At 61.5% G+C, this 21,887-nt stretch carries 19 protein-coding genes, 1 tRNA gene and 1 riboswitch; of the genes, 11 read left to right on the top strand and 9 right to left on the bottom strand.

All coding sequences use genetic code 11. The features are described 5' to 3' along the window. Positions 1-632: 632 nt before the first annotated feature. From proS to AC0L26_RS16290, 3 genes are read left to right on the top strand one after another with little or no spacing between them, the layout of a single operon-like run. Positions 633-1,961: a proline--tRNA ligase gene (gene proS, locus AC0L26_RS16300; protein ID WP_473633452.1), complete on the top strand. Its 1,329-nt coding sequence runs from the start codon at positions 633-635 to the stop codon at positions 1,959-1,961. Then, complete coding sequence (locus AC0L26_RS16295) at positions 1,958-3,244, top strand: lipoprotein-releasing ABC transporter permease subunit (protein WP_473633451.1); 1,287 nt, start codon at positions 1,958-1,960, stop codon at positions 3,242-3,244. The genes proS and AC0L26_RS16295 overlap by 4 nt, the downstream gene beginning before the upstream one ends. Next, a complete protein-coding gene (locus tag AC0L26_RS16290; protein ID WP_174654574.1) occupies positions 3,241-3,924 on the top strand; it encodes an ABC transporter ATP-binding protein in 684 nt (227 codons plus the stop codon). Before AC0L26_RS16295 ends, AC0L26_RS16290 begins: the two co-directional genes overlap by 4 nt. A gap of 349 nt (positions 3,925-4,273) precedes the next feature. Here AC0L26_RS16290 and lipB read toward each other — a convergent pair whose 3' ends face one another. Further along, on the bottom strand, positions 4,274-5,017 hold the full coding sequence (gene lipB / locus AC0L26_RS16285; protein WP_473633450.1) for a lipoyl(octanoyl) transferase LipB: 744 nt from the start codon (positions 5,015-5,017) through the stop codon (positions 4,274-4,276). A 304-nt stretch (positions 5,018-5,321) separates the two neighbouring features. Between lipB and AC0L26_RS16280 the strand changes: the two genes are divergently transcribed. Further along, positions 5,322-5,406, top strand: a tRNA-Leu gene (locus tag AC0L26_RS16280). A gap of 382 nt (positions 5,407-5,788) precedes the next feature. Further along, positions 5,789-7,498 (top strand): GH32 C-terminal domain-containing protein, encoded by a 1,710-nt coding sequence (locus AC0L26_RS16275; RefSeq protein ID WP_473633449.1) that lies wholly within the window; start codon positions 5,789-5,791, stop codon positions 7,496-7,498. A gap of 28 nt (positions 7,499-7,526) precedes the next feature. Here the strand turns inward: AC0L26_RS16275 and AC0L26_RS16270 are convergent, their stop codons facing one another. The 5 genes from AC0L26_RS16270 to AC0L26_RS16250 all read right to left on the bottom strand — a co-directional run bounded on the left by AC0L26_RS16270 (position 7,527) and on the right by AC0L26_RS16250 (position 12,756). Beyond that, positions 7,527-8,294 (bottom strand): HAD-IIB family hydrolase, encoded by a 768-nt coding sequence (locus tag AC0L26_RS16270; protein WP_473633448.1) that lies wholly within the window; start codon positions 8,292-8,294, stop codon positions 7,527-7,529. After that, positions 8,291-9,628, bottom strand: coding sequence for a glycosyltransferase (locus AC0L26_RS16265; RefSeq protein WP_473633447.1), 1,338 nt, complete (start codon positions 9,626-9,628; stop codon positions 8,291-8,293). The genes AC0L26_RS16270 and AC0L26_RS16265 overlap by 4 nt, the downstream gene beginning before the upstream one ends. A 153-nt stretch (positions 9,629-9,781) precedes the next feature. Beyond that, on the bottom strand, positions 9,782-11,107 hold the full coding sequence (locus tag AC0L26_RS16260; RefSeq protein WP_473633446.1) for a sensor histidine kinase: 1,326 nt from the start codon (positions 11,105-11,107) through the stop codon (positions 9,782-9,784). After that, positions 11,104-11,868, bottom strand: coding sequence for a response regulator transcription factor (locus AC0L26_RS16255; protein WP_352932016.1), 765 nt, complete (start codon positions 11,866-11,868; stop codon positions 11,104-11,106). The genes AC0L26_RS16260 and AC0L26_RS16255 overlap by 4 nt, the downstream gene beginning before the upstream one ends. Before the next feature lie 27 nt (positions 11,869-11,895). Next, positions 11,896-12,756, bottom strand: a complete 861-nt coding sequence (locus tag AC0L26_RS16250; protein ID WP_352932013.1) for a MipA/OmpV family protein — start codon at positions 12,754-12,756, stop codon at positions 11,896-11,898. A 421-nt stretch (positions 12,757-13,177) separates the two neighbouring features. On the opposite strand from AC0L26_RS16250, the gene mgtE reads away from it, so the two are divergent. After that, a complete protein-coding gene (gene mgtE / locus AC0L26_RS16245; protein ID WP_352932011.1) occupies positions 13,178-14,596 on the top strand; it encodes a magnesium transporter in 1,419 nt (472 codons plus the stop codon). A 187-nt stretch (positions 14,597-14,783) separates the two neighbouring features. After that, positions 14,784-15,170, top strand: coding sequence for a MerR family transcriptional regulator (locus AC0L26_RS16240; protein ID WP_023685221.1), 387 nt, complete (start codon positions 14,784-14,786; stop codon positions 15,168-15,170). A gap of 268 nt (positions 15,171-15,438) precedes the next feature. Here AC0L26_RS16240 and AC0L26_RS16235 read toward each other — a convergent pair whose 3' ends face one another. Together AC0L26_RS16235 and AC0L26_RS16230 are read right to left on the bottom strand one after the other, a co-directional pair. After that, on the bottom strand, positions 15,439-15,945 hold the full coding sequence (locus AC0L26_RS16235) for a methyltransferase family protein (RefSeq protein WP_473633445.1): 507 nt from the start codon (positions 15,943-15,945) through the stop codon (positions 15,439-15,441). Then, positions 15,942-16,937 carry an acetyltransferase domain-containing protein gene (locus AC0L26_RS16230; RefSeq protein ID WP_473633444.1) on the bottom strand — a complete coding sequence of 332 codons (996 nt, stop codon included), beginning with the start codon at positions 16,935-16,937 and terminating at the stop codon, positions 15,942-15,944. The genes AC0L26_RS16235 and AC0L26_RS16230 overlap by 4 nt, the downstream gene beginning before the upstream one ends. Positions 16,938-17,249: 312 nt before the next feature. Between AC0L26_RS16230 and AC0L26_RS16225 the strand changes: the two genes are divergently transcribed. Then, on the top strand, positions 17,250-18,449 hold the full coding sequence (locus tag AC0L26_RS16225; RefSeq protein ID WP_473633443.1) for an MFS transporter: 1,200 nt from the start codon (positions 17,250-17,252) through the stop codon (positions 18,447-18,449). 3 nt (positions 18,450-18,452) lie between these two features. On the opposite strand, the gene AC0L26_RS16220 is transcribed toward AC0L26_RS16225, so the two are convergent. Further along, positions 18,453-19,634, bottom strand: coding sequence for an aromatic ring-hydroxylating oxygenase subunit alpha (locus tag AC0L26_RS16220; RefSeq protein ID WP_473633442.1), 1,182 nt, complete (start codon positions 19,632-19,634; stop codon positions 18,453-18,455). Between the two features lie 117 nt (positions 19,635-19,751). On the opposite strand from AC0L26_RS16220, the gene AC0L26_RS16215 reads away from it, so the two are divergent. The 3 genes from AC0L26_RS16215 (at position 19,752) to AC0L26_RS16205 (ending at position 21,706) form a co-directional block, all read left to right on the top strand. Then, positions 19,752-20,444 (top strand): gamma-glutamylcyclotransferase, encoded by a 693-nt coding sequence (locus AC0L26_RS16215; RefSeq protein ID WP_473633441.1) that lies wholly within the window; start codon positions 19,752-19,754, stop codon positions 20,442-20,444. A gap of 66 nt (positions 20,445-20,510) precedes the next feature. Beyond that, positions 20,511-20,706: riboswitch (cobalamin riboswitch) on the top strand. Between the two features lie 37 nt (positions 20,707-20,743). Then, complete coding sequence (locus tag AC0L26_RS16210; RefSeq protein ID WP_091575531.1) at positions 20,744-20,923, top strand: CbtB domain-containing protein; 180 nt, start codon at positions 20,744-20,746, stop codon at positions 20,921-20,923. 15 nt (positions 20,924-20,938) lie between these two features. Beyond that, a complete protein-coding gene (locus AC0L26_RS16205) occupies positions 20,939-21,706 on the top strand; it encodes a CbtA family protein (RefSeq protein WP_473633440.1) in 768 nt (255 codons plus the stop codon). The last annotated feature ends 181 nt before the right edge of the window (positions 21,707-21,887 follow it).

The raw sequence follows: 21,887 nt of genomic DNA, 5'->3' as shown, positions 1-21,887 counted from the left end.
GCGCCGCTGGGGGAAAACAAAGCCGGCTTCGGGATTTGTTTTGCTGCCGCGAGAGCGCCGTGCACTCCACGAAATGTATATTTACGCGCGTCAATTTCTTGTTTTATGCACGGCGTTATCTCAAAAGCGGCCGCGTATCTTCGAGCGGCACGTCTGGATAAAGCGATTTGGCAATTCGTCATGCTAAGCAAATGATTGCACAAAAAAAATGCAAGGCACGAGGCCTTGCAATTTAAACGCGTCCGATCTGTTTCCGGTGTCCGGCGGCAGCGAGTAACCGCGCCTAGATCGCATCCTCCCAAGACTTTGACCGCGTAGGAGGGCAGATTTCTTTCCGCCCTCTCGGTTATCGGGGCACATTAGACCAAGGCGGGTGAAAATGTCACGCAGAATTTTGCCTGGAAATAGGCAATCTCGTGCTGCACTGCACAATAGTGTGGCAGGCGTTGCTTGCGAAACGACCAGCAAGTCGGATGCGGCACTGCGGCACCTTTGCGGCGCCTCAATGGGTGCCCCCAATGGGCGCCCTAGGGGCGGGTTTCCATTCGGTCATGAAATGGCTATGAAGCCGGGGCAAGCAAGCCAGCGCTGCGCCGATTCCGGTGCGGCAACTCTCTCTCACGGACCAGTCCATGCGTTTGTCGCGCTATTTCCTGCCTATCCTCAAAGAAAATCCGCGCGAGGCCGAAATCGTCTCGCACCGGCTGATGCTACGCGCCGGCATGATCCGCCAGCAGGGGCAAGGCAGTTTTTCCTGGCTGCCGCTCGGCAAACGGGTGCTGGACAAGGTCTGCCAGATCATTCGCGAAGAGCAGAACCGGGCCGGCGCGCTCGAGATCCTGATGCCGACCATCCAGTCGGCCGAGCTGTGGCGCGAAAGCGGCCGTTATGACGATTACGGCAAGGAGATGCTGCGCATCAAGGACCGGCAAGATCGGGACATGCTCTATGGGCCTACCAACGAGGAGATGGTCACCGAGATTTTCCGCGCCTATGTGAAATCCTACAAGGATCTGCCGCTCAATCTCTATCACATCCAGTGGAAATTCCGCGACGAGGTGCGGCCGCGATTCGGCGTCATGCGTTCGCGTGAGTTCCTGATGAAGGATGCCTATTCTTTCGATCTCGACTTCGAAGCCGCCAGGACAGCCTATAACAGGATGTTCGTATCCTATCTCAGGACGTTCACGCGTATGGGGCTGCAGGCGATCCCGATGCGTGCAGACACCGGGCCGATCGGCGGCGACCTCAGCCACGAATTCATCATCCTGGCCGACACCGGCGAGAGCCAGGTCTATTGCCATCGCGACTATCTCGCGCTTGACGTGCCGGGGGCGGACACGGACTTCTCCAACGATGCCGCGATCGGTGATATCGTCAAGACATGGACGACTCCCTATGCCGCGACCGACGAGATGCACGACGAGGCGGCGTGGGAGAAGGTTGCGACGAGCGACCGTGTCTCGGCGCGCGGCATAGAGGTCGGCCACATCTTCCATTTCGGCGACAAATATTCGAAACCGATGGGCGCCAAGGTAACCGGGCCCGACGGCAAGGATCATTTTGCCTCCGGGGGATCCTACGGCATCGGCCCGACGCGGCTGGTCGCGGCGATCATCGAGGCCAGCCATGACGACAACGGCATCATCTGGCCGGAGGCGGTGGCGCCTTTCGACATCGGCCTGATCAACATGAAGGCCGGCGACGCCGAGTGCGACCGCGTCTGCGATGAGCTCTATGCGGCGTTTGTCGCCGTCGGCAAGGACGTGCTCTACGACGACACCGACCAGCGGCCGGGCGGCAAGTTCGCCACCGCCGACCTGATCGGCCTGCCGTGGCAGGTGATCGTCGGGCCGCGCGGCGTGGCAGCCGGCGAGATCGAGATCAAGAACCGCAGGACCGGTGAGCGTGAGACGCTGCCGATCGCAGACGTGAAGAAGCGTTTCGGTTCTGCCGCATGAGCGAAGCCGCAGTAGCGAAACCCCTGGCCGCCGGACCCTTTTCCGTCTTCGAACGCATGGTCGCGTGGCGCTATCTGCGCTCGCGCCGCAAGGAGACGGTGATTTCCGTCATCGCCTCGATCTCCTTCCTCGGCATCATGCTGGGCGTCGCCACGCTGATCGTGGTGATGGCTGTCATGAACGGGTTTCGCGCCGAACTCCTGACGCGCATTCTCGGCGTCAACGGCCATCTGATCGTGCAGCCGCTCGACATGCCGCTGGAGGACTACGCGCAGGTTGCCGACCGCATCAACGGCGTGCCTGGCGTCAAATACGCCATTCCCCTGATCGACGGGCAGGTGCTGGCGCAAGGCAATGTCGGCGGCGGCTCAGGGGCGCTGGTGCGCGGCATACGCGGCGAGGATCTGGGCAAGATTTCTATCGTCGCCAACAACATCAAGCAGGGCTCGATCGCCGGCTTCGACACAAGCGAAGGCGTCGCCATCGGCAGCCGCATGGCCGACAACCTCGGTCTTGTGCTCGGCGACACGATCACGCTAATCGCGCCCGACGGCGACGTCACGCCGCTCGGCACGACACCGCGCATGAAGGGCTATCCGGTCACGGCGATCTTCGAGGTCGGCATGTCGGAATATGACAGCTCGATCGTCTACATGCCGTTTTCGGAAGCGCAGCTCTATTTCAACATGGACGGAAGGGCCCAGACGATCGAGCTCTATGTCGACAATCCCGACAATGTCGACGCGCTGAAGCCGAAGATCGAGGAAGCGTCGCAGCGGCCGATCACCATGGTCGACTGGCGAGAACGCAACAGGACATTTTTCGATGCGTTGCAAGTGGAGCGCAACGTCATGTTCATGATCCTGACGCTGATCGTGCTGGTGGCGGCACTCAACATCATTTCGGGCCTGATCATGCTGGTGAAGGACAAGGGCCACGACATCGCCATCCTGCGCACCATGGGCGCCACGCGCGGCGCGATCCTGCGCATCTTTCTGATGACGGGCGCGGCGATCGGCGTGGTGGGCACCATCGCCGGCGTGCTGCTCGGCGTCGTTATCTGCCTGAACGTCGAGCGAATCCGCCAGTTCTTCTCCTGGCTGGCCGGCGAGAGGCTGTTCAATCCCGAGCTCTATTTCCTTAGCCAGCTGCCCGCCCGCATGGACGCCAGCGAGACGATCTCGGTGGTGCTCATGGCGCTGGCGCTGTCGTTCCTGGCGACGCTGTTTCCGGCATGGCGCGCGGCCAGGCTCGATCCGGTCGAAGCGCTGAGGTACGAATGATGGCCGAGGCCATTATCGAGCTGAAGAGTGTCGAGCGGCACTATGTTCAGGGGCCGCGCAAGCTCACGATCCTCAACGGCGCCGATTTTTCGCTGAAGCGCGGCGAGATCGTGGCGCTGGTGGCGCCTTCGGGCACCGGCAAATCGACGCTGCTGCACACTGCCGGACTGCTGGAACGGCCAGACGCCGGCGATGTCATTCTGGCCGGCCGCGCCTGCGGACGGCTTTCCGACGACGAGCGCACGGCGATCCGCCGCAACGATGTCGGCTTCGTCTATCAATTCCATCACCTGCTGCCGGAATTCACGGCGCTGGAAAACATCATGATGCCGCAGCTGATAAAAGGGCTGACGCGCAAGGAGGCCGCCGAGCGGTCGGCGCAACTGCTCGACTATATGCAGATCGGCAAGCGCGCGCAGCACCGCCCCTCCGAACTGTCCGGCGGCGAGCAGCAGCGCGTCGCCATCGCGCGCGCCGTCGCCAATGCGCCGCTGGTGCTGCTGGCCGACGAGCCGACCGGCAACCTCGATCCGGTCACCGCCTCCTATGTGTTCGAGGCATTGGGAGCGCTGGTTCGGCAATCGGGGCTGGCGGCACTGATCGCCACCCACAATCACGAGCTTGCCTCGCGCATGGACCGTCGCGTCACGTTGGCCGACGGCAAGGTTGTTCCGCTCTAAGCGCGCCGTCCGGCATGTCCTGATGTTCTTTTCACGGACGTTCAGCGCGCGAACGGCCGATATTTGCCCATAAACCTTTCCTTAACCGTGCCGAACTGAGCGCCCAGAATTTCGCGGCACGCTCGGATTGCGGTCGTTGACATTCGAACAAAATTAGAACAAAATACGAACATACTGAAAACAGGAGAGAGTTATGACCGGTCTTGTTCAGGATGTCGTGTCACTGGTGTGCATGAGCACGTTTCTTATTTCCATGGCGATCTGGATCGGAGCGATGTGAGGCAGCGCGCCCCGTTTTCTTTGCGGGGTGAGGGGCGGCGTCGGAACTCGGTGGTTCAGCGCCGCTTTGTCAGCCGGCCTTGCGGGCCGTTTCGACAAGCAGAGCTGCGGCGGGTCCGAAGACATCCTCGAAAGCGGATTTCAGGGCGAGATCGAGGTCGGCCATCCCTAGGGGAAGTCCGAGGTCGACGAGACTGGTGACGCCGTAGTCCTGCACGCCGCACGGCACGATGCCGCTGAAATGGCTGAGATCGGGCTCGACATTGATGGCGATGCCGTGAAAGCTCACCCAGCGCCTCAATCTGATGCCGATGGCAGCGATCTTGTCCTCGGCGAGCGATCCGTCGGCCAGGGCGGGGCGATCCCGCCGCACCACCCAGACGCCGACGCGGTCCTCGCGTCGTTCGCCGCGCACGTTGAAGGCGGCGAGTGTGCCGATGATCCATTGCTCAAGGGCCGCGACGAAGACGCGGACGTCCTCGCGCCGCCGCTTCAGGTCGAGCATCACATAAGCGACCCTCTGGCCTGGCCCATGATAGGTGTATTCGCCGCCGCGCCCGGCGGCGAACACCGGGAAACGGTCGGGTTCGATCAGGTCCTCGATACGGGCGCTGGTGCCGGCAGTGTAGAGCGGCGGATGCTCGACCAGCCAGACCATCTCGCCGGCGGCGCCGCTTCGGATCGCTTCGGCACGCGCCTCCATTACGGCAAGCGCATCCGGATAGGCGGTGAGGCCGGGTTCGATCCGCCATTCGACCGGCGCCGAACCGGGCAGGGGCAGGAACGACGTGGCGATCTGGCTGCGTTGTGTCATGGCGTATCTCGTCTAAAGCGGCCGCGTTTGAAGGAACTGTGGGCGCGCTTTAAATTTTGTTTTATGCATATCGTCGTCCCAAACCGCTGCGCACCTTCGGTTCAAGCCCGAGGGCATGTTTTTGGGCGACATGCATTGGCCTCACATATGGCGGCAATCGGCTGAAACGTCCAGTTCCGAACACGTTCCAACCCTTTGCAGGCTAATGCCGAATCCCGGGGCAATTAATGCACGACGCGCCCTTGTTTCGCCGGAGACGATTTGCTACACGCCGCGAGCCGGTTCGTTTCGGCTCCTACCACGTGCGGTCGTGGCGGAATTGGTAGACGCGCAGCGTTGAGGTCGCTGTGGGGCAACCCGTGGAAGTTCGAGTCTTCTCGACCGCACCAGCTATACCCAATAAGCTGCTTTTTTTATTGCGTAATTTTCTGTTTCCCCGCAGCTCTTCCCAAGACTGTTTGTGCGAACTGAAACACTGCGCGAGGCTGCAGATGGTTGGGCGCGGAATGCCGCGCCCTGGTTTGTCCCGCCTCAAATGCCGGATGCTTCAAAGACCGACCTGTGCCGCGAAGCGGACCACCGAGAACCCTGTCTTGCGCCAAGGAGCTGAGACCGACGCTGCCGGCGATTGACGTCGAAGACCGTCGATCCGGGGAATGGCTTTGCTAAAGTGAAAATCCAGTTTTAACCTCCTGCGACACATTTCCAGTTCGATAACCGGGTTTGATACTCTATCTGTCGGGGAACGCCGCACAGAACGGAGCCATCTTCATGAGTGACAGCCAGGTAAGGATTGCGGGAGGGAACACCATTCGAAGCCTGCATGCCGACCTGCCAGTCAACGCCACGTTCCATATCTGGCTTAAAGCGACCAAGCCGGGCGTTGCGGGCTCGCTGTCTTTTTCCAATGTCCGTGGCAAGTTCGGCGAGGTCAGCGTTACGAACGCCGAAGAGTATGAATTCAGAATTTTTCACGTCTTCGGCGGTGGCAGCGTCGAACTGGATTACGACACGGATCAAGCCTCGGTATCGGTCGCCTACTGGTTCGCACTGGCCGATGTGCTGGAGACAGGTATTACAGTTCTCCACACCAATCCGGGAAATGCCCCGCCGAACATCCCCGACAGCTATCATTTTCGTCCGCCGTTCGGCTGGATGAACGATCCAAACGGATTTGGCCGGTTCGAAGGCCGCCCACATCTCTTTTATCAGCATTATTCCCATGGGCTTCGGTGGAATACGATGCATTGGGGGCACGCCGTATCTTCGGATTATTTGCGATGGCGCCACATGCCTATTTTCCTGTTCCCATCGGAAGATCTTACCGCAAGGCCCGACAAACGGGGCGGCGCGTATTCCGGCTCGGCCATTCCGCTTGCCGATGGTCCGGGCATTCGCGTCTTTTTCACCGAGCAGGTACAGGACCGCATCCCAGAACAGCAAATCCAACTCACTGCCACTTCCAGCGACCTGATCACGGCGGGAAATGCGGATGTCGTCCTGCCCTACCGCCCGCTTGACCAGGGACTGACGGCGGACTTTCGCGATCCATACGTCTTCAAGGGACCGGATGGCCGCTGGAAAATGCTGCTGGGCAGCCAGAGCGATGAGGGTGGCGTCGTCCTGCTCTATGAAACGCATGATCATACGGCTGCCACCGGCTGGACCTATATCGGCAAGCTTCTGGTCGAGAAACACTATCGGACGACGGCGATCGAATGTCCCTGTCTGCTGCCGCTCGACGGGCCTGCGACCGAACCCGCGACGCGGTGGGTTCTAATCCTCGGGCTGATGAACAGCGAGGACCAATCCACCCGGCGCAAGAACCTGACAATGGCCATCGTGGGCTGGTTCGATGGCCAGACCTTTGCCAAGGAATTCGAACAGGAACTGGACTTCGGGACGGACAACTACGCCTTCCAGGCCTTTGTCGACGGTGATGCTATCGTCGGCGTGGGCTGGCTTGCCAACTGGGCCGATACCGGGCCGGCGATCGATTTCCCCACAGCCATGACGCTGCCTCGCAATATTCGTCTGTCTGCCGGCGAGCTGTATACCCCGCCCATCGGGGCTGCCGAGAGCCTGCGGAGCCATATTCTGGACCGAACGCGCCTTGCAGCCGGAGAGCAGGTGAGCTTTATCAACGGCGCCGTCGAAATCCTGTTCGAGTTGGAAAAGCCGGGTGCCCATTTCCGCCTGACGCTCAATCATCCTACTGTCCGCCTCGAGGTTGTGGGCGATGAGGAGGGGCTTGCCATTCGCCATGAAGATGGCGGCGCGGGCCCTCACTATATCGCCAAGGGGGCCCGCCCAAAACGGCTGCGGATATTCCTCGACTACGGATCGATCGAGGTCTTCGCGGATCGCGGTCGTTGGGCCGGCACGAAACGGATCAACGGTTTTGAGCCGGTACAATCCGCACGTCTCATCGCCGAACCGGGCGCCGTTCTACACGCGACGGTATGGGCACTCAAACCGTGACAACGAGATCGATACTTCCAGCTCAGGATTAGGCATTCTCAAACACCGACCAATGGACGAGGCCTTCGACGACGCCAAGGGCGAACTGCTCCTTCGCGCTGTAAATCAGCCGGTTCTCTCGAGCCATGTCACGCAGTTCGGGAAGGGCATTGGCGACGACAATCCCGCGTGCATCCGGCAGCTCGAACATACTGCGATCGTTGTTGGTATCGCCGGCGACAACCACCTCATCGAGGCCGATGCCGAGTTCATTGCAGAGCCAGACCAGCGCCTGTCCCTTGTCGGCTGAGCGCGGCAGTATGTCGAGATCGCGTCCGCTCGAATAGACCATCGTCACCGACAGGCCGGCTTCGATCAGCGCACGCTCGATATAGGCTAGGGCGTCCGGACTTGCGTCATGCAGGTACCAGCTCGATTTGAAGGCGTGTTGATAACCGTCGGGTTGCCGGACGGTTTCTTTGAGCGATCCGAGCACCGCATCGACCTTCTCAAGGGACCAGCCTTCCGAAAACCTCTGGGTAAAGTGCGCCAAATCGGTAAGCTTTGCGGGGCGCGAGCTGTGCCGCGGGCCGGCGAGCATCGTGCCGACACCCCCGATCACGTAGTCCGGCGTCGGCAGGCCGACTTCGTCGACGAAGTTCAAAATGTCGTCGGCCAGACGACCGCTGTTGTAGACGAGAACCGGCCGATGCGCGGGGTCGAGCGCTTCCCATTTGGAACGAAAGCGCGCCGTCGCCGGCGCATCGCCTGTGAGGGTGCCGTCGAGATCACTCGACAAAAGCGCGATCGGTTTCAATCGCCGTCGTTCCACGGCTCGTCCCAATCATGGTCGTCGACCGCCTTCAACACCGGACGTCCCTCGACGAGGCTGACCAGCTGTTGCGCGATACCTGTCCAGGTGAACAGGCTGCGCGCCTTGTGCGCGCCCATGCGGCCCAGTCGGCCGTAGAGGCGCTGGTGCTTCATCGGCTTGACGATTGTGATGCCCAGATCTTCCTTGTCGAACGGATCGCCGAAGAGCGCGTGCCGGCCATAACTGATCCCGCGATAGAGGCCGCCATGGATCGTAACCACGGTGGGCGTCCCGCAGGCCATGGCCTCGATCGCGGTCATGCCGAAAGGCTCGTAGCGGCTCGACAGGACGAACATGTCCGCCGCCCGATAGGTGTCGGCCAGATCCTCGTCGGCGACATAGCCTGAAAAGACGACACGATCCTGTAAGCCTAGCTGTTCAACCTGTTCCTTGAGCTGGTTCAGGATCTTTTGTTCCTGCTCGTCCATGTTCTCGCCGCCGACCGCGAGCCTCAGGACTGCATCCGGCACACGCGGCGCCACTACGGAAAATGCATCGATCAGCAGGTCGTAGCCCTTGTTGGTGGCGAGCCGGCCGAGCGCCAGGATCGTTCGCCCCTCGAAGCCGAGCCGGTGGCGGATCATCCGGCGAGACGCCTCGCTGACGGGGAAGAACCGGTTGTCGTCGTAACCGGGCGGGATCATGTGCACGCGGTCACGCTCGAGGCTATAGTCCTCGACCAGCATGTCCACCTGCGGCGGCGTTGTTGCAATCACCATGGCGCAGCTTCGATAGATGATCGTCTCGTGCTTTATGCGCTCGGCGAAATTGAATTCGGCTTCGAATGTATCGGCCTTATCAGGGTAATCCGTCTTCATCTGACGCTGCTTCCATATGCCAAGGGAATGCGGCGTATGGATGTGCGGGATGGTGAGCGCTTCCGACAGTCGTTGCCCCGCGACGCCCGCATCCCAGTAGTGACTGTTGATGAAGTCGTAGGAGAGGTTTTCCTTTCGAATTAGCCGCAGCGCGCTTTCACACCACTCGAGCAGGTGGCGATGGAGATATTCCTTCGGAATAAAATCGGGTCCGCCACAGGCGACACGCAGAACACGAACCCCGTCGGCCACTTCATCGACAGGAGGTTGGTCTTCAAATCGTCGTGTCCAGATATCGACGGCATAGCCCAATTGGGCCAGTTTTTTGGCCAGTTCCAGGACATAGACCACCTGTCCGCCGGTATCGGCCGCACCAAGTGGCGGGTTGGCTGCAACGTAGCCGTGGGTTGAAATGAGTGCAATTCTAGGTATCGCCGCATCCGAGTTGTCGTTCGGCATCTCTATCCTTCTCTACGATTGATCTCCGTACGCCCGCGGTCGAAGCAAGCGCAGGTTCAACTATATAGGCAACGCAGCCTTCATCGGCAAATATTGAGAGACCCGATTTTGCCGCCCTGCTCCAACGCACCGTGCCCTCTCGGTGCGGGCCGTCTATGACGGCTGGACACTTGGTCCATTCGGCAGATCGACGGTAACGACGAGCCCGGTTGGCTGGTTGTCCTGCAATTCAATCTTGCCGCCGTGGCCCTGGATGATGTCCGCAACGATCGAGAGGCCCAGACCGAAACCATGCTTCGACGTACCGCCGCGCGACGTGTCCTCCTTGAAGAACGGTTCGAAAACACGGGCGCGCGCGGGTGTTGGAATGCCCGGCCCATCGTCAACGACCTCGATGCGCGCCGCTGTATCGGTCTGCGTCAACGCGACGGTGACGTTGCCGGCGAACCTGACGCCGTTGTCGCACAGATTGGTGATCGCCCGCGCCAACGCATTGGGTTTGCACCAGCCCAGAAGCCGATCCGGCCCGGAATACGAGACCGGAAACCCGACATCCGAAAATTCGGCGCAGACGGTTTGCAACACGCTGGCGATGTCGACACGCTGCAGCTTCTCCGTCGAGACATCGTTGCGCAGATAGGTCAAAGTCTCGTCGATCAGATCTTCAATATGCTGGATATCGGACAGCATCGCGGTTCGAATGAGCCCATCGTCCATGCGCTCGGCGCGAAGCCGTAGTCGCGTCAAGGGCGTGCGCAGATCGTGGCTGACGCTGCGCAACATGCGCGTGCGGTTTTCGATCATCGTCCGGATGCGTATTCGCATCCTGTTCAGCGCGCGCGCCAGCCCGGCCATCTCGATAGAGCCGCGTTCGACGAAAAGCTCGTCGCCATTCTCGATCTCGGCCGAACCGACGGCCGCCGAGATGCGTTTCAATGGCTCCGTCACGGCCCATACCGCAAAGAACCAGATCAAGGTCGGCAAGGCGATGAAGGCCATAAACTTGTAGAACAAGGAACGGATGAGGTCTGATGTCAGTAAGGCATCGGGTACTCCGAGGTGAGCCAGGATGGTCTGCTGATCCAGGCCAATGACAAACGCGGATCGACCATCGACAGTCACCCACCGTCCCTCAATCGGCCTCTTCCCGAACCCGAGAAACCGTTCGACGTTTCGCCACTGCGCATAAGAATATGGAATACCGTCGATCTGTTCTTTCGAAAATATCTTGAAATCCAGGCCCGCACGAGCCGTCGCTGCCAGAATCTCGTCACGAGCCTCCGCTGGTGCTTCGCGCAACAGGCCTGCAATCACGGTGGCGCGCAGGAGACTGTCGTCAATAACGGGCAGGTCGATATTCCTGGTAAACCTTTCGACGACCGATCCGGTAGACATGATCACAATCACCGCGACGAAAATGATTGCCGCGAGTTGCCCACGCACTGACTGCGGCAGGCTGCGGCGGATGAAATTCCTCATGCTTCCTCCACCGTCGCGGTGAAGATGTAGCCGCCCAGCCGAACAGTCTTGAGAAGCACCGGATCGCGTGCATCCTTTTCGATCTTCTGGCGGATCCGGCTGATATGGACATCGACGCTTCGCTCGATCGGGCCGGCAAGCCCGGCATGGGTTACGCCGAGCAGTTCCTCGCGTGAGAGAACCCGGCCGGCATTGCGGCAGAACGCAAGCAACAGGTCGAATTCATGCATCGTGGTTGAAACCCGCGCATTGCTTGGATCATGCAATTGCCGGCGTACCGGATCGAGCCGCCAGCCGTTGAAGCGAAGCACCCTCGAGCGATCCCGCTCTTCGGGAGCGCTGGCGGTGCGGCGCAGCAACGCTCGTATCCTGGCCGTCAGCTCGCGCGCGCTGAATGGTTTCGTCATGTAGTCGTCAGCGCCGATCTCCAGCCCGAAGATACGGTCGATTTCTTCGCCAAGCGCGGTCAGCATCAGGATCGGAACGTTCGTGTGCGCGCGAAGACGGCGGCAGATGCTGAGGCCGTTTTCGCCGGGGAGCATGACATCGAGCACGATGAGATCGAATTTCTGCTTGCGAAGCGCGGCGTCCATCCGGATGCCACTCTCGGCTATTTCCACGATCATGCTGTTTTCAGTGAGCGTCTCGCCCAGCATGCGCGCGATTTCGACATCGTCTTCGACAATGAGGACACGCCAAACTTGGCTTGTCGATTTGGACTCGGCGTTCAAATCGCCTTGGTGTCGTGCGACGTTTGCCATTGCCTGGACTGGTACCTGTGTGGGCGGTCAGAACCGATATCCGACGAGAAGCATGCCTGACGGCTGGATCTTTTCGGCGACGATCGGACTGTCGGCGGCGTCACCGACGAGAACGCCGACTCCCGCTTCGCCGCGCACCATCCAGTTCTGGTTGAGCATATATGTGGCGGACACCGAAAAATCGGCGCGCTTCAATCCGGCGCCGGCATCGTAGCGCGCCAGCCCGGAGCGAGCCGATTGTTCCGGCGTGACGCCGAAATAGGCCTGCATGTGATTTTCATCGGCAAAGACGGCGGAGGCGCGGGCGCCGACCATCAATGATTGGGACAGCGGGTGGTTGACCTCGATCCCGACCTCGCCCACCAGGCCGTCGCTGCCGCCGATGGTCTTGTCCACTTGCGCGAAGATTTCAGCCGGGCCGAAATTCACCGTGGCCTTCGCGCCCACGGTTCCACCCATGCCGATGTCTCCCAGCCCGCGCAGACGGTCGGCATCGTCTTCATCGCGGCCCATTTCATAACCAAGCCGCGCACTGAACTCGAACCGGTCCTGTTCATAGATGGCGATGTCGGCGCCTCTCGGATCGATCGTCACCACGTCGCGGAACGTCGCCGTGACAAAGGGCACCGGCATGACCTTGAACTCGTCGCTGCCCTCGTACTTTGGAACGATGATCGCGCCGCCGCCCAGGACGACATGCCAGTCGGACAGTTTTTGCTCGAAACGGGCGAAACGGGAAGGTTCGGGCGGTGGAAGGGTGAGATCGTCCGAATTCACCGCAATGGCATCAGCGGCAAGTGCTATTCCCGGATGCGTTGAAAACAGTATGGCCATTGCTGCAAGAGATGCCCGGCCGGCAAATATTCCAGAGTCCATTTTGGCGAACATGCATGCTCCAGTATAGCGAGGCGATATGCCTCCGATGCTCTCCACCATTTCAGATGAAAGTGGCCGCATGCGTGAAGTGATGTTAAGTTTTGTTGCGCAATCGTGGTTTCATCTTGGCGGCTCTAAGAGAGAACGATGATGGCAGATGATCAATCCATTCCCGCTTCGGACGATCAAGAGCGATCTCCCGCCCGCTAACCCGGTCGCATCGGCCTTCGCCTCGTACAGAACAGGGCGCATTTTCGGCTGATATTTCCATGCGTTGCGCCATGGGAGCAGCGGACTCCCAAGCCGGAATCGTCCCGCCGCCCTATCTTTGTGTTTGGGCATCGGATTTTGCCAAAACCGGTTTCCACTTTTAGGTCCGATGCTCTAGACCTGACGGGCACCTTTTCCGGAATTCTGATGGCGGGAGGCGCTGGTGGAAGGCCAGGACGAACAGACGACCGGCGCCAGAGCCGCTGAAGACAGCCACGCCGACATCTATGGCGAGGACGGCGCCATTCTGTCGTCGTTCCTGGCTCAGATCGGTGCTGCGATCGCCGATCGCGACACGCTGACGCTGAAGCGTGAAGTCGACGACCTGCACCAATCGGAACTCGGCGATCTGCTCGAGGCGCTTCATCCTGAACAGCGCCGCGCGCTTGTCGAATTGTTGGGTACCGACTTCGATTTTTCCGCGCTGACCGAGGTCGACGAGGCGATCCGCCGCGACATCGTCGACAGTCTGCCCAACGCGCAGATCGCCCAGGGGGTGCAGGACCTCGATTCCGACGACGCGGTCTACATTCTCGAGGATCTCGAAAAGGAAGACCAGGACGAGATCCTGTCGCAACTGCCGTTCACCGAGCGGATCAGGCTGCGCCGCTCGCTCGACTATCCCGAAGAGACCGCCGGCCGCCGCATGCAGACCGAGTTCGTCGCGGTGCCGGCGTTCTGGACGATCGGCCAGACCATCGACTACATGCGCGAGGACCAGAACCTACCCGACCGCTTCAGCCAGATCTTCGTCATCGATCCGAGCTTCAAGCTGCTCGGCGCCATCGATCTCGACCAGATCCTGCGCACCAAGCGCTCGGTCAAGGTCGAAGAGGTCATGCATGAGACCAGGCACGCCATTCCGGCGACCATGGACCAGGAAGAGGCCGCGCGGGAATTCGAGCAGTATGACCTTTTGTCGGCTGCCGTCGTCGACGAGAACGACCGGCTGGTCGGCGTGCTGACCATCGATGACGTCGTCGACGTCATCCAGCAGGAAGCAGAGGAGGATCTGCTGCGCATGGGCGGTGTCGGCGATGAAGAACTGTCGGACAGCATCCTTTCGACCTCGCGCTCGCGTGTTCCGTGGCTGCTGGTCAATCTGCTGACGGCTTTCTTGGCGGCTTCGGTGATCGGCCTGTTCGACCGAACGATCGAGCATATCGTGGCGCTGGCCGTACTGATGCCGATCGTGGCGGGCATGGGCGGTAATGCCGGCTCGCAGACCATGACGGTCACGGTGCGGGCGCTGGCGACCAAGGATCTCGACATCTATAACGCCGGCCGCATCATCCGCCGCGAGATGGGCGTGGGCTCGATCAACGGCATCATCTTCGCCATCCTGATAGGCCTCGTCGCAGCTGCCTGGTTCCGCGATCCCAACCTGGGCGGCATCATCGCAGCGGCGATGATCATCAACATGTTCGTGGCCGCACTTGCCGGCATCCTGATCCCGCTGCTGCTCGACCGGTTCAAGATCGACCCGGCGGTGGCTTCGGCGGTTTTCGTCACGACGGTCACTGACGTCGTAGGGTTCTTTGCCTTTCTCGGCCTTGCCACATGGTGGTTCGGCGTGCGCTGAGCGAACGCGCGGTTACGCCTGCAATTGACTTTTACGTAAATGCCATGCGAGGTTCCGACGCAGACGGAGGCGCTTGCCGATTCCGGCGCAGCATGGGTCTCATTCGAGACGCAACGCGAAGCGGCGCACAAAGTTCAGGCATTTGGCCGATTAGGCATTTGGCCGATTAAGGCATTTTGGAGTGAAGATGCGGGAATATTATTCGATCACCGAACTGACCCGCGAATTCGATGTTTCGACGCGGACGCTGCGCTTCTACGAGGACGAGGGGCTGGTGCAGCCGGTGCGGCGCGGCCGCACGCGGCTGTTTCGCCCGTCGGACCGGCATCTCATCCGTCAGATCATGCGCGGCAAGAGGCTCGGCTTTTCGATCAACGAAATCCGCGAAATCATCCAGATGTACAAGGAGCCGCCTGGGGAGGTCGGTCAACTCAATCTGATGATCAAGCGCATCGAGGAAAAGCGCGAGGATCTGCGCCAGAAGCGCCGCGACCTCGAAGAGACCCTGGCCGAGCTCGACCAGGCCGAGGAATCCTGTGTCGAGCGGTTGGTGGAGCTCGGCGTCAACACCTGAACCTTCGTCATCCAAGGGCGAAGCAGGAGCGAAGCTCCGTCGCGGAGACCCTAGGATCCATGCCGTTGCCTCAGCCGTGGCGTGCAGCGGTTCAGAATTCTGGAGCGTAGCAGCGCTTAGAAGTAGCGGCATGGATCCTCGGGTCTGCGCTGCGTCGCTGCGCTCCTTGCTCCGCCCGTGGATGACGAAGAGACGGGCGTTTCGGCTAGTCGCCGAGGTATGCGATCTGCCAAAAAACTCTGTGCGGTGGAACCCGAGCTGCCGGCTCTCAAATCCAGCGCCGCACCTTTTTCGCGTAATCCCGGTATTTCTTGCCGAATTTCGTCGCCAGGACTTTCTCCTCGCCTTCGACCGCCATCTTCTGAGTCAGGAAAGCCGCGATGATCGCCAGCGGCAGGAACCACACGATCCCCGAGACAAGGGCAACGCCGATCAGCAGCAGCGTGTTGGCCAGATATATCGGGTTGCGGCTGACAGCGAAGGGGCCTGATGTCACCAGGTGATCCGGCACGGCATTTGGGTGGAGCGTGGTCTTTGCCTGGATCATTATGCGGATCGCCGTGAACCAGAGTGCGACGACGCCGAACAATGCCACCCAGCCGGCCGCGAACAGGATGTCGCCCAAAAGGCCGCCGATCCATGGCAGCGGGTAGAGCAAGCCAAGTGCGATGCTGATGGCGATTGCCGCGAGATAGATCACTGGCGGCCACGGTATAAGGCCCGGTTTCGGCTGCCCTGGTTTCGGCTGGCCCGGTTTGGTCTGATGGTCGGTCATTGTGCTCCTCCCTCCATCAAAGTGCTGTCGGCTTTGGCAGTGCAGGCACCGGCGAGCTCGTCGAGATGTGCCTTCCAGTCCGCAGCCTGGTCGTTGCGGTAGAGCCGATCAAGCGTGGCCTCGCCCTCGAGCGTATCGAGCATGCACACACAATAGCTGGAGCAGAACTCCGTGTCGCGCGATTGCTCGCACGACATCTGGCATTCTTTCAGGAAGGTCACCTGCCTGGTTTCGACCGATGCCGGCATGATCTGCGAAAACAGCCAGACCGAGCCGATCAGCACCGGCTGGTGGATCAGATAGAAGGCGAGGCTGTGCCGGCCGATAAAGACCAGCGGATTCGTCCAGCGGCCGGGCGTGAAGCTCGCCAGCCGCATCAGCACACCGGAGGCTGAGGCGAGCTTTGCCGCCGCGATGCCTGCCAGCACGGCGCCGAACCACGGCAACAGCGGGACATAATCGTTGGAGCGTGGATTGGTTGCCGACAGGCCGACCCACCACAGGGCCGGATGGTCGAAGATCCCGGACCTGAGGTAGAGCGGCGCGGTGATGACGAAAGCCGCGACGACAAGCGTCAGCGGCGCCGGCAGCCGCAGAAACGCCAGGCCGAGCAGGCTGGCCAGCGCGATCTCGTGCAGGATACCGAAGAAGATGAAGCTGTCGGGCGTGGCAAACCTTGTGGCGGCCGATATGGCGAGCGCCGCCCCGGCGACCATGGCGAAGCGTTTCCAGAAGCCGTTCCAGCGGATCTGTTTGCCATGGGCGAGGAACAGGCTGATGCCGACCAGGAACAGGAAGGTCGAAGCGATGCAGCGCGCGTAGAATTTCCACCAGCCGACGGCGGTCAGGCCAGGATCGGTGTAGCCGAAGAATTCGAGATCCCAGGTGAAATGGTAGCTCGCCATGGCAAGCAAAGCGATGCCGCGGGCGACGTCGATGGCGATGATGCGCTTCGTCTTCGATTGATCCTGAACGGGCGTGTCGATGCTCATGGTCTCGCAATTCTGATTCAGCAGAGCAAGACGACTATCACGATTGCCCTGGACAAAAGAAGGCGGCCACGCATGGCCTCTACGCCGGTTCGTGCCGGCTTTAGAGCGACGTGCGTCCAGTTGGACGCATCGTGCTTTTTCGAAAATCGATTCCGATTTTCGGGCCGGCGCGTTAGGCCAGCGCCGGAAAGCCTTTGACCAGCTTCGCTTTTTGCCGTGAACGGGTCGGTTTCCTGTTACCGGCCCAGGGATGGCCACGGCAGATTTGGCCCCACGTCCTGCATTGGGCGATTCTGCTTCGGGGGGACAGAAATGGCTACCCATGTGCGCCATCCAATCGGGCTTCCGGCGTTGCGGCCGGCGGATGCGCGCACCTTCGCCTCGCTCTATGCGGTCGAATCCTTCGCGCGCGCCATCGTGTCGAGCGTCATCCCGATCCAGGCCTACGAAATCCTCCGCAACGAGCAGATCGTCTCGATCCTCTACACCGTCGTGGCGCTGCTCGGCCTGTCGGTGACGCTGTTCATGCCGATGCTCATCCGGCGCTTTGCCCGGCGCTGGGTCTACACTGCAGGCGCCTGCCTGCTTGCCGTCGGCTCGCTGTTCTTTCTCACGCACACGCTTGCCGGCCAGTTGGCGGGCATGCTGTGCCGCGTGATGGGCGCCAGCGCGCTGTCAATCACGCTCAGCCTCTACATCATGGACCACATCCGCAAGACCGATTTCATGAAGGCCGAATCGCTGCGCATGGCGTGGTCGATGCTCGCCTGGACCAGCGGACCGACACTCGGCATCTTCCTCTACACGCGTTTTGGCATCTATGCCGCGCATGGCGCGGTCGCCATCTTCGCCATGGCCCTGCTGGCGCTGTTCTGGACCTACCGGCTCGGCGACAATCAGTCGATCCGCCCGGGCAAGACGCGGCCGGCCAATCCGCTCGCCAACATTGGCCGCTTCGTCGCGCAGCCTCGTCTCAGGCTGGCCTGGCTGATCGCCTTCGGTCGCTCCTGCTTCTGGACGACGTTTTTCGTCTATGGGCCTTTGTTCATGGTGATCACGGGCGAGGGCGAGATCGCCGGCGGCCTGCTGGTTTCGGCGGGCAATGCGCTGCTGTTCACGGCCATCTTCTGGGGCAAAGTGGGACAGCGTTTTGGTGGCCGGCGAACCATGACATCAGCCTATTTCGCCATGTCGGCCACGCTGCTGGCGGCGGGCGCCGTCGGCGAATCCGTGCCGTTTCTTACCGGCGCCTTGCTGCTGTGCGGCGCGTTCTTCGCCATCGCTCTCGACGCGCTGGGCTCGACCGCCTTCATGCGCTCGGTGCGCTTCTACGAGCGGGCGCAGATGGCCGCGGTCTATCGCACCTATCTCGACCTTTCCGAGTTGACGCCGCCGCTGGTCTATTCGGTGGTTCTGGCGTTTTTCGGGCTGGGCTCGGTGTTCGCCACGCTCGGTGTTTTGGCCGCGGCCTGCGGCTATGTCACGTGGCGCTATCTGCCGAAATCGTTCTGACGCTCATGGTTTGGATGTAGGCGCAGAATGGCGTTCGCGTACCCAGTTGTGGAAGCGGTGCAGTTCATATTCCTCGGGCATCAGCACCCCGGCCTTGTGGCGCATCGAGCGCAGGCCCTTCTGGTTGACCTCGCAGATATCAGCATCCTCCTCCAGCACCTGCCTGCCGAAGGCGACGATGTTGTCGATATCGGTCGTCGGATCGGCGAGCGCTTCGGGCGAGAAAAGCCATTCGGCGGTCAGTTCGGTCTGCTCCGGGCCGAGCGGCACCAGCCGCACGGTCCTGACATAGTCGACATGGCCAACGATGAACATCGACGGCAAATGGGTGGCATAGGTCTGCCCGGCGGCGCGCTCGGCTGAAGTGAGGTCGCAAAAGACCGGGCCGTGGACGCGCCCGTCGCGCGACCAGGTCTCGGCTCCGGCCCGCAGGCCACCGGAGAACTCCGGCGCATCATTGTCGGCGTGACGGGCCCATTCGGGATCGTCATGCCGCCCCATCAGGCCGCGGCCATAGATCGGCACCAGCCGCGACAGGTCCTTGTGAACGCCAGGGCAATGCAGGCACTCGTTGAAGTTCTCCCAGAAGATCTTCCAGTTGCAGTTCATCACCTTGCGCAGCACATGGCCCGACACCAGCGTTTCCAGCGGCCAGTTGGCGAGATCGCCGGATGCGGGATCGAAGGATGTTTCAGCCGAACCGGCGGCATCTTCCCTGAGATTGACGAAAATAAAACCGCGCCATACCGACAGGGCGACGCGATAGAGCGGGTGATCGGCCTTGTCGAAACCTTCAGGCAGCGATTTCGACGGCACCCGCACGAGATCGCCGCGCAGCGAATAGGACCAAGCGTGGTAGGGACAGGTGATCAGCCGCGCCTTCAACCGTCCCTCGCTCTCCCGGCAGAGCTGCGAGCCGCGATGCCGGCAGGTGTTGTGGAAGGCACGCAGCTCGCCGGTCTCGTCGCGCAGCACGACGATCTCCTGCGTGCCGACACGGAATGTCCTGAAAGCCAGCGGCTGCGCAAGGTCAACCTCGCGGCAGACGAGCAGCCAGCTTCGATACCAGATGTCGTCGAGATCGCGCTGATGGACGTCGGCGTCCCAGTACGCCGATGACGGCAGCGCCGGTTCAAGCCGGGTCAAACCACTATAGGGATCGTGCTCGCTCTGGCTGGGTTGCATGGCTGACTCCTGTTATGGGCCAGCCGACACCCCGGCAAATCTTTTGTCAATTGGGGCGACAGCATTGCCGGAGTCGGTTGTGATGCCTAATCATGCCGGAAGCAAAAGGATTGGGACATGGCCGCACGACAGATGTCGCTCACAGCCGAACTGGTGACGCGCTGTTGGCGCGAGATCGAGGATGCCGGTCCCGATCCGGACGCGGCGCATCTGGATGACCGCGACTATGACGCAATGCTTGACGACTTCCAGGCTGAACTCCCAACCTCCGAACCGCTGTGGTTGTTCGGCTATGGCTCATTGATCTGGAAGCCGGAAATCGACCACGTCGAGGAACGTGTCGCCGTAGCGCGCGGCTGGCACAGATCTTTTTGCATGAACATGACACGCTGGCGCGGCACCAAGCAGAGTCCGGGGCTGATGATGGCGCTGGACCGTGGCGGACAGTGCAAGGGTGTAGCCTTTCGGCTGAGCGATGGCGATCGCCGCGCGCAGCTCGACAAGCTTTTTCGGCGTGAGGTGACGCTGAAGCCGACGAGCTATCGTCCGCGCCTGCTTTCGCTGGCAAGCGACAGCGGGCCGTTCAAGGCGCTGGCCTTTGTCATCAACCGCAAGGGGACGACCTATGCCGGACCGCTCGGGGAAGAAGAGGTGGTCGAAAAGCTCTCTACATCCTGCGGCCACTGGGGATCAGGCGCCGACTACCTATACAACACTGTGAAAAACCTGGAAGAGCGCGGCATTCACGACCGCCAGCTGTGGCGGCTGCAGCAGCTGGTTGCCGAGCGGATCGCTGCCTCGAAGCCTTGAGACCGCGTGGCGCATTCACGCTGGTAACGGGCGGAATTTGGTTTGCCGGCCGCGACGATTCTGCCTATAGTCGAAGCTGTCGTCGGTTCCGTTAGGGACCAAGAGGGAATGCGGTGAGGGTAAATTTCTTGCCCAATGCCGTGGCTGCCCCCGCAACTGTGTGCGGTAGTCCTCTCCATATGCCACTGAAGAGTTTCTTCGGGAAGGTGGGGAAGGGCGCTGATCCGCGAGCCAGGAGACCTGCCGGCGACAGGAGAACTGACTTCTATGCCCTCGGGTGGAGGGCGAAAGGACAAGACATGAATACCGCTTCCGTCTCGCTCGGCGCTTCCGTCTCCTCGCAGTCGCGCTTCATGCAGCTGGCGCTTGCTGCATTCCTCGGCATTTTCGTCATGGGCTTTGTCGGCTTCTCGCATATCGATGCGGTCCACAATGCCGCCCACGATTATCGCCATTCGATGGCGTTTCCCTGCCACTGACGAGGGGCTGACATCATGACACTGTTTCGCAACGTCGTGTTCATCGCGGCGATCGCAGGGCTCGTGGCTGGCGTCGTCCTCGCCTGCATGCAGGCCTATGCCACCGTGCCGCTGATCCTGAAGGCGGAAGTCTACGAACAGGCTGGCGGCGGCCACGCGCATGACCATGCCGCTGCCCCCGCCGCTGATACCACAGCCATGGCCAGCGCAGCACCGGCGCCTGCCGAAGTTGCCGCTCCGGAAGACGAAGGCTGGGCACCGGCCGATGGCTTCGAGCGCTTCGCCTTCAACGTGGTTGCCAACGTCGTCACCGGCATCGGCTTTGCGCTGATCCTGGTCGCCGCTTCGGAATTCGCCGGCGGCATCGGCAATTGGCGTCAGGGCCTGTTCTGGGGGCTTGCCGGATTTGCCGTGTTCACGCTCGCTCCGAACCTGGGCCTGCCGCCCGAACTGCCGGCGATGCCGGCCGCCGATCTTACCCAGCGCCAGATCTGGTGGATGGCGACAGTGGTGGCGACGGCGGCCGGTCTCGGCTTGCTCGCCTTCCGCAAGTCGCTGCCGCTGGCGCTGCTTGCCGTGGCGTTGATCGTGGCGCCGCATATCGTCGGCGCGCCGCAGCCCGACAGTTTCGAGTCGCCGATTCCGGAAGGCCTGCACCACCAGTTCGTGGTGGCGGTGACGCTGACCAATCTGGTGTTCTGGCTGGTGCTCGGGGCTGTCGTCGGCGTGGTGCGTGGCCGCTTGACCGGCACTGCGACCGGCCTGCGCGACAGCTTTGCCTGATCGCGTTGCTTCTGGCGGGACGCTGACCCTGGTCATCGGTGGTGGGGGGGGGGGGGGGGGGGGGGGGGGGGGGGGGGCGGGGGCGGCGGGGGCGGGGGGGGGGGGGGGGGCCCCCGCCCCCCCCCCCCCCCCCGCGCGCGCCCCCCGAGCGCCCCCCGCCACCCCACCAACACCCGACACC

The sequence above is a fragment of the Mesorhizobium sp. WSM4823 genome, assembly GCF_055811195.1.
This window is presented reverse-complemented; position numbering and strand designations above follow the sequence as displayed.

What these genes read in the sequence shown, in the direction of transcription:
- proS (WP_473633452.1), top strand. Translation starts at nt 633, where the DNA reads ATGCGTTTGTCGCGCTATTTCCTGCCTATCCTCAAAGAAAATCCGCGC.
- AC0L26_RS16295 (WP_473633451.1), top strand. Translation starts at nt 1,958, where the DNA reads ATGAGCGAAGCCGCAGTAGCGAAACCCCTGGCCGCCGGACCCTTTTCC.
- AC0L26_RS16290 (WP_174654574.1), top strand. Translation starts at nt 3,241, where the DNA reads ATGATGGCCGAGGCCATTATCGAGCTGAAGAGTGTCGAGCGGCACTAT.
- lipB (WP_473633450.1), bottom strand. Translation starts at nt 5,017, where the DNA reads ATGACACAACGCAGCCAGATCGCCACGTCGTTCCTGCCCCTGCCCGGT.
- AC0L26_RS16275 (WP_473633449.1), top strand. Translation starts at nt 5,789, where the DNA reads ATGAGTGACAGCCAGGTAAGGATTGCGGGAGGGAACACCATTCGAAGC.
- AC0L26_RS16265 (WP_473633447.1), bottom strand. Translation starts at nt 9,628, where the DNA reads ATGCCGAACGACAACTCGGATGCGGCGATACCTAGAATTGCACTCATT.
- AC0L26_RS16260 (WP_473633446.1), bottom strand. Translation starts at nt 11,107, where the DNA reads ATGAGGAATTTCATCCGCCGCAGCCTGCCGCAGTCAGTGCGTGGGCAA.
- AC0L26_RS16255 (WP_352932016.1), bottom strand. Translation starts at nt 11,868, where the DNA reads ATGGCAAACGTCGCACGACACCAAGGCGATTTGAACGCCGAGTCCAAA.
- AC0L26_RS16250 (WP_352932013.1), bottom strand. Translation starts at nt 12,756, where the DNA reads ATGTTCGCCAAAATGGACTCTGGAATATTTGCCGGCCGGGCATCTCTT.
- AC0L26_RS16240 (WP_023685221.1), top strand. Translation starts at nt 14,784, where the DNA reads ATGCGGGAATATTATTCGATCACCGAACTGACCCGCGAATTCGATGTT.
- AC0L26_RS16235 (WP_473633445.1), bottom strand. Translation starts at nt 15,945, where the DNA reads ATGACCGACCATCAGACCAAACCGGGCCAGCCGAAACCAGGGCAGCCG.
- AC0L26_RS16230 (WP_473633444.1), bottom strand. Translation starts at nt 16,937, where the DNA reads ATGAGCATCGACACGCCCGTTCAGGATCAATCGAAGACGAAGCGCATC.
- AC0L26_RS16225 (WP_473633443.1), top strand. Translation starts at nt 17,250, where the DNA reads ATGGCTACCCATGTGCGCCATCCAATCGGGCTTCCGGCGTTGCGGCCG.
- AC0L26_RS16220 (WP_473633442.1), bottom strand. Translation starts at nt 19,634, where the DNA reads ATGCAACCCAGCCAGAGCGAGCACGATCCCTATAGTGGTTTGACCCGG.
- AC0L26_RS16215 (WP_473633441.1), top strand. Translation starts at nt 19,752, where the DNA reads ATGGCCGCACGACAGATGTCGCTCACAGCCGAACTGGTGACGCGCTGT.
- AC0L26_RS16210 (WP_091575531.1), top strand. Translation starts at nt 20,744, where the DNA reads ATGAATACCGCTTCCGTCTCGCTCGGCGCTTCCGTCTCCTCGCAGTCG.
- AC0L26_RS16205 (WP_473633440.1), top strand. Translation starts at nt 20,939, where the DNA reads ATGACACTGTTTCGCAACGTCGTGTTCATCGCGGCGATCGCAGGGCTC.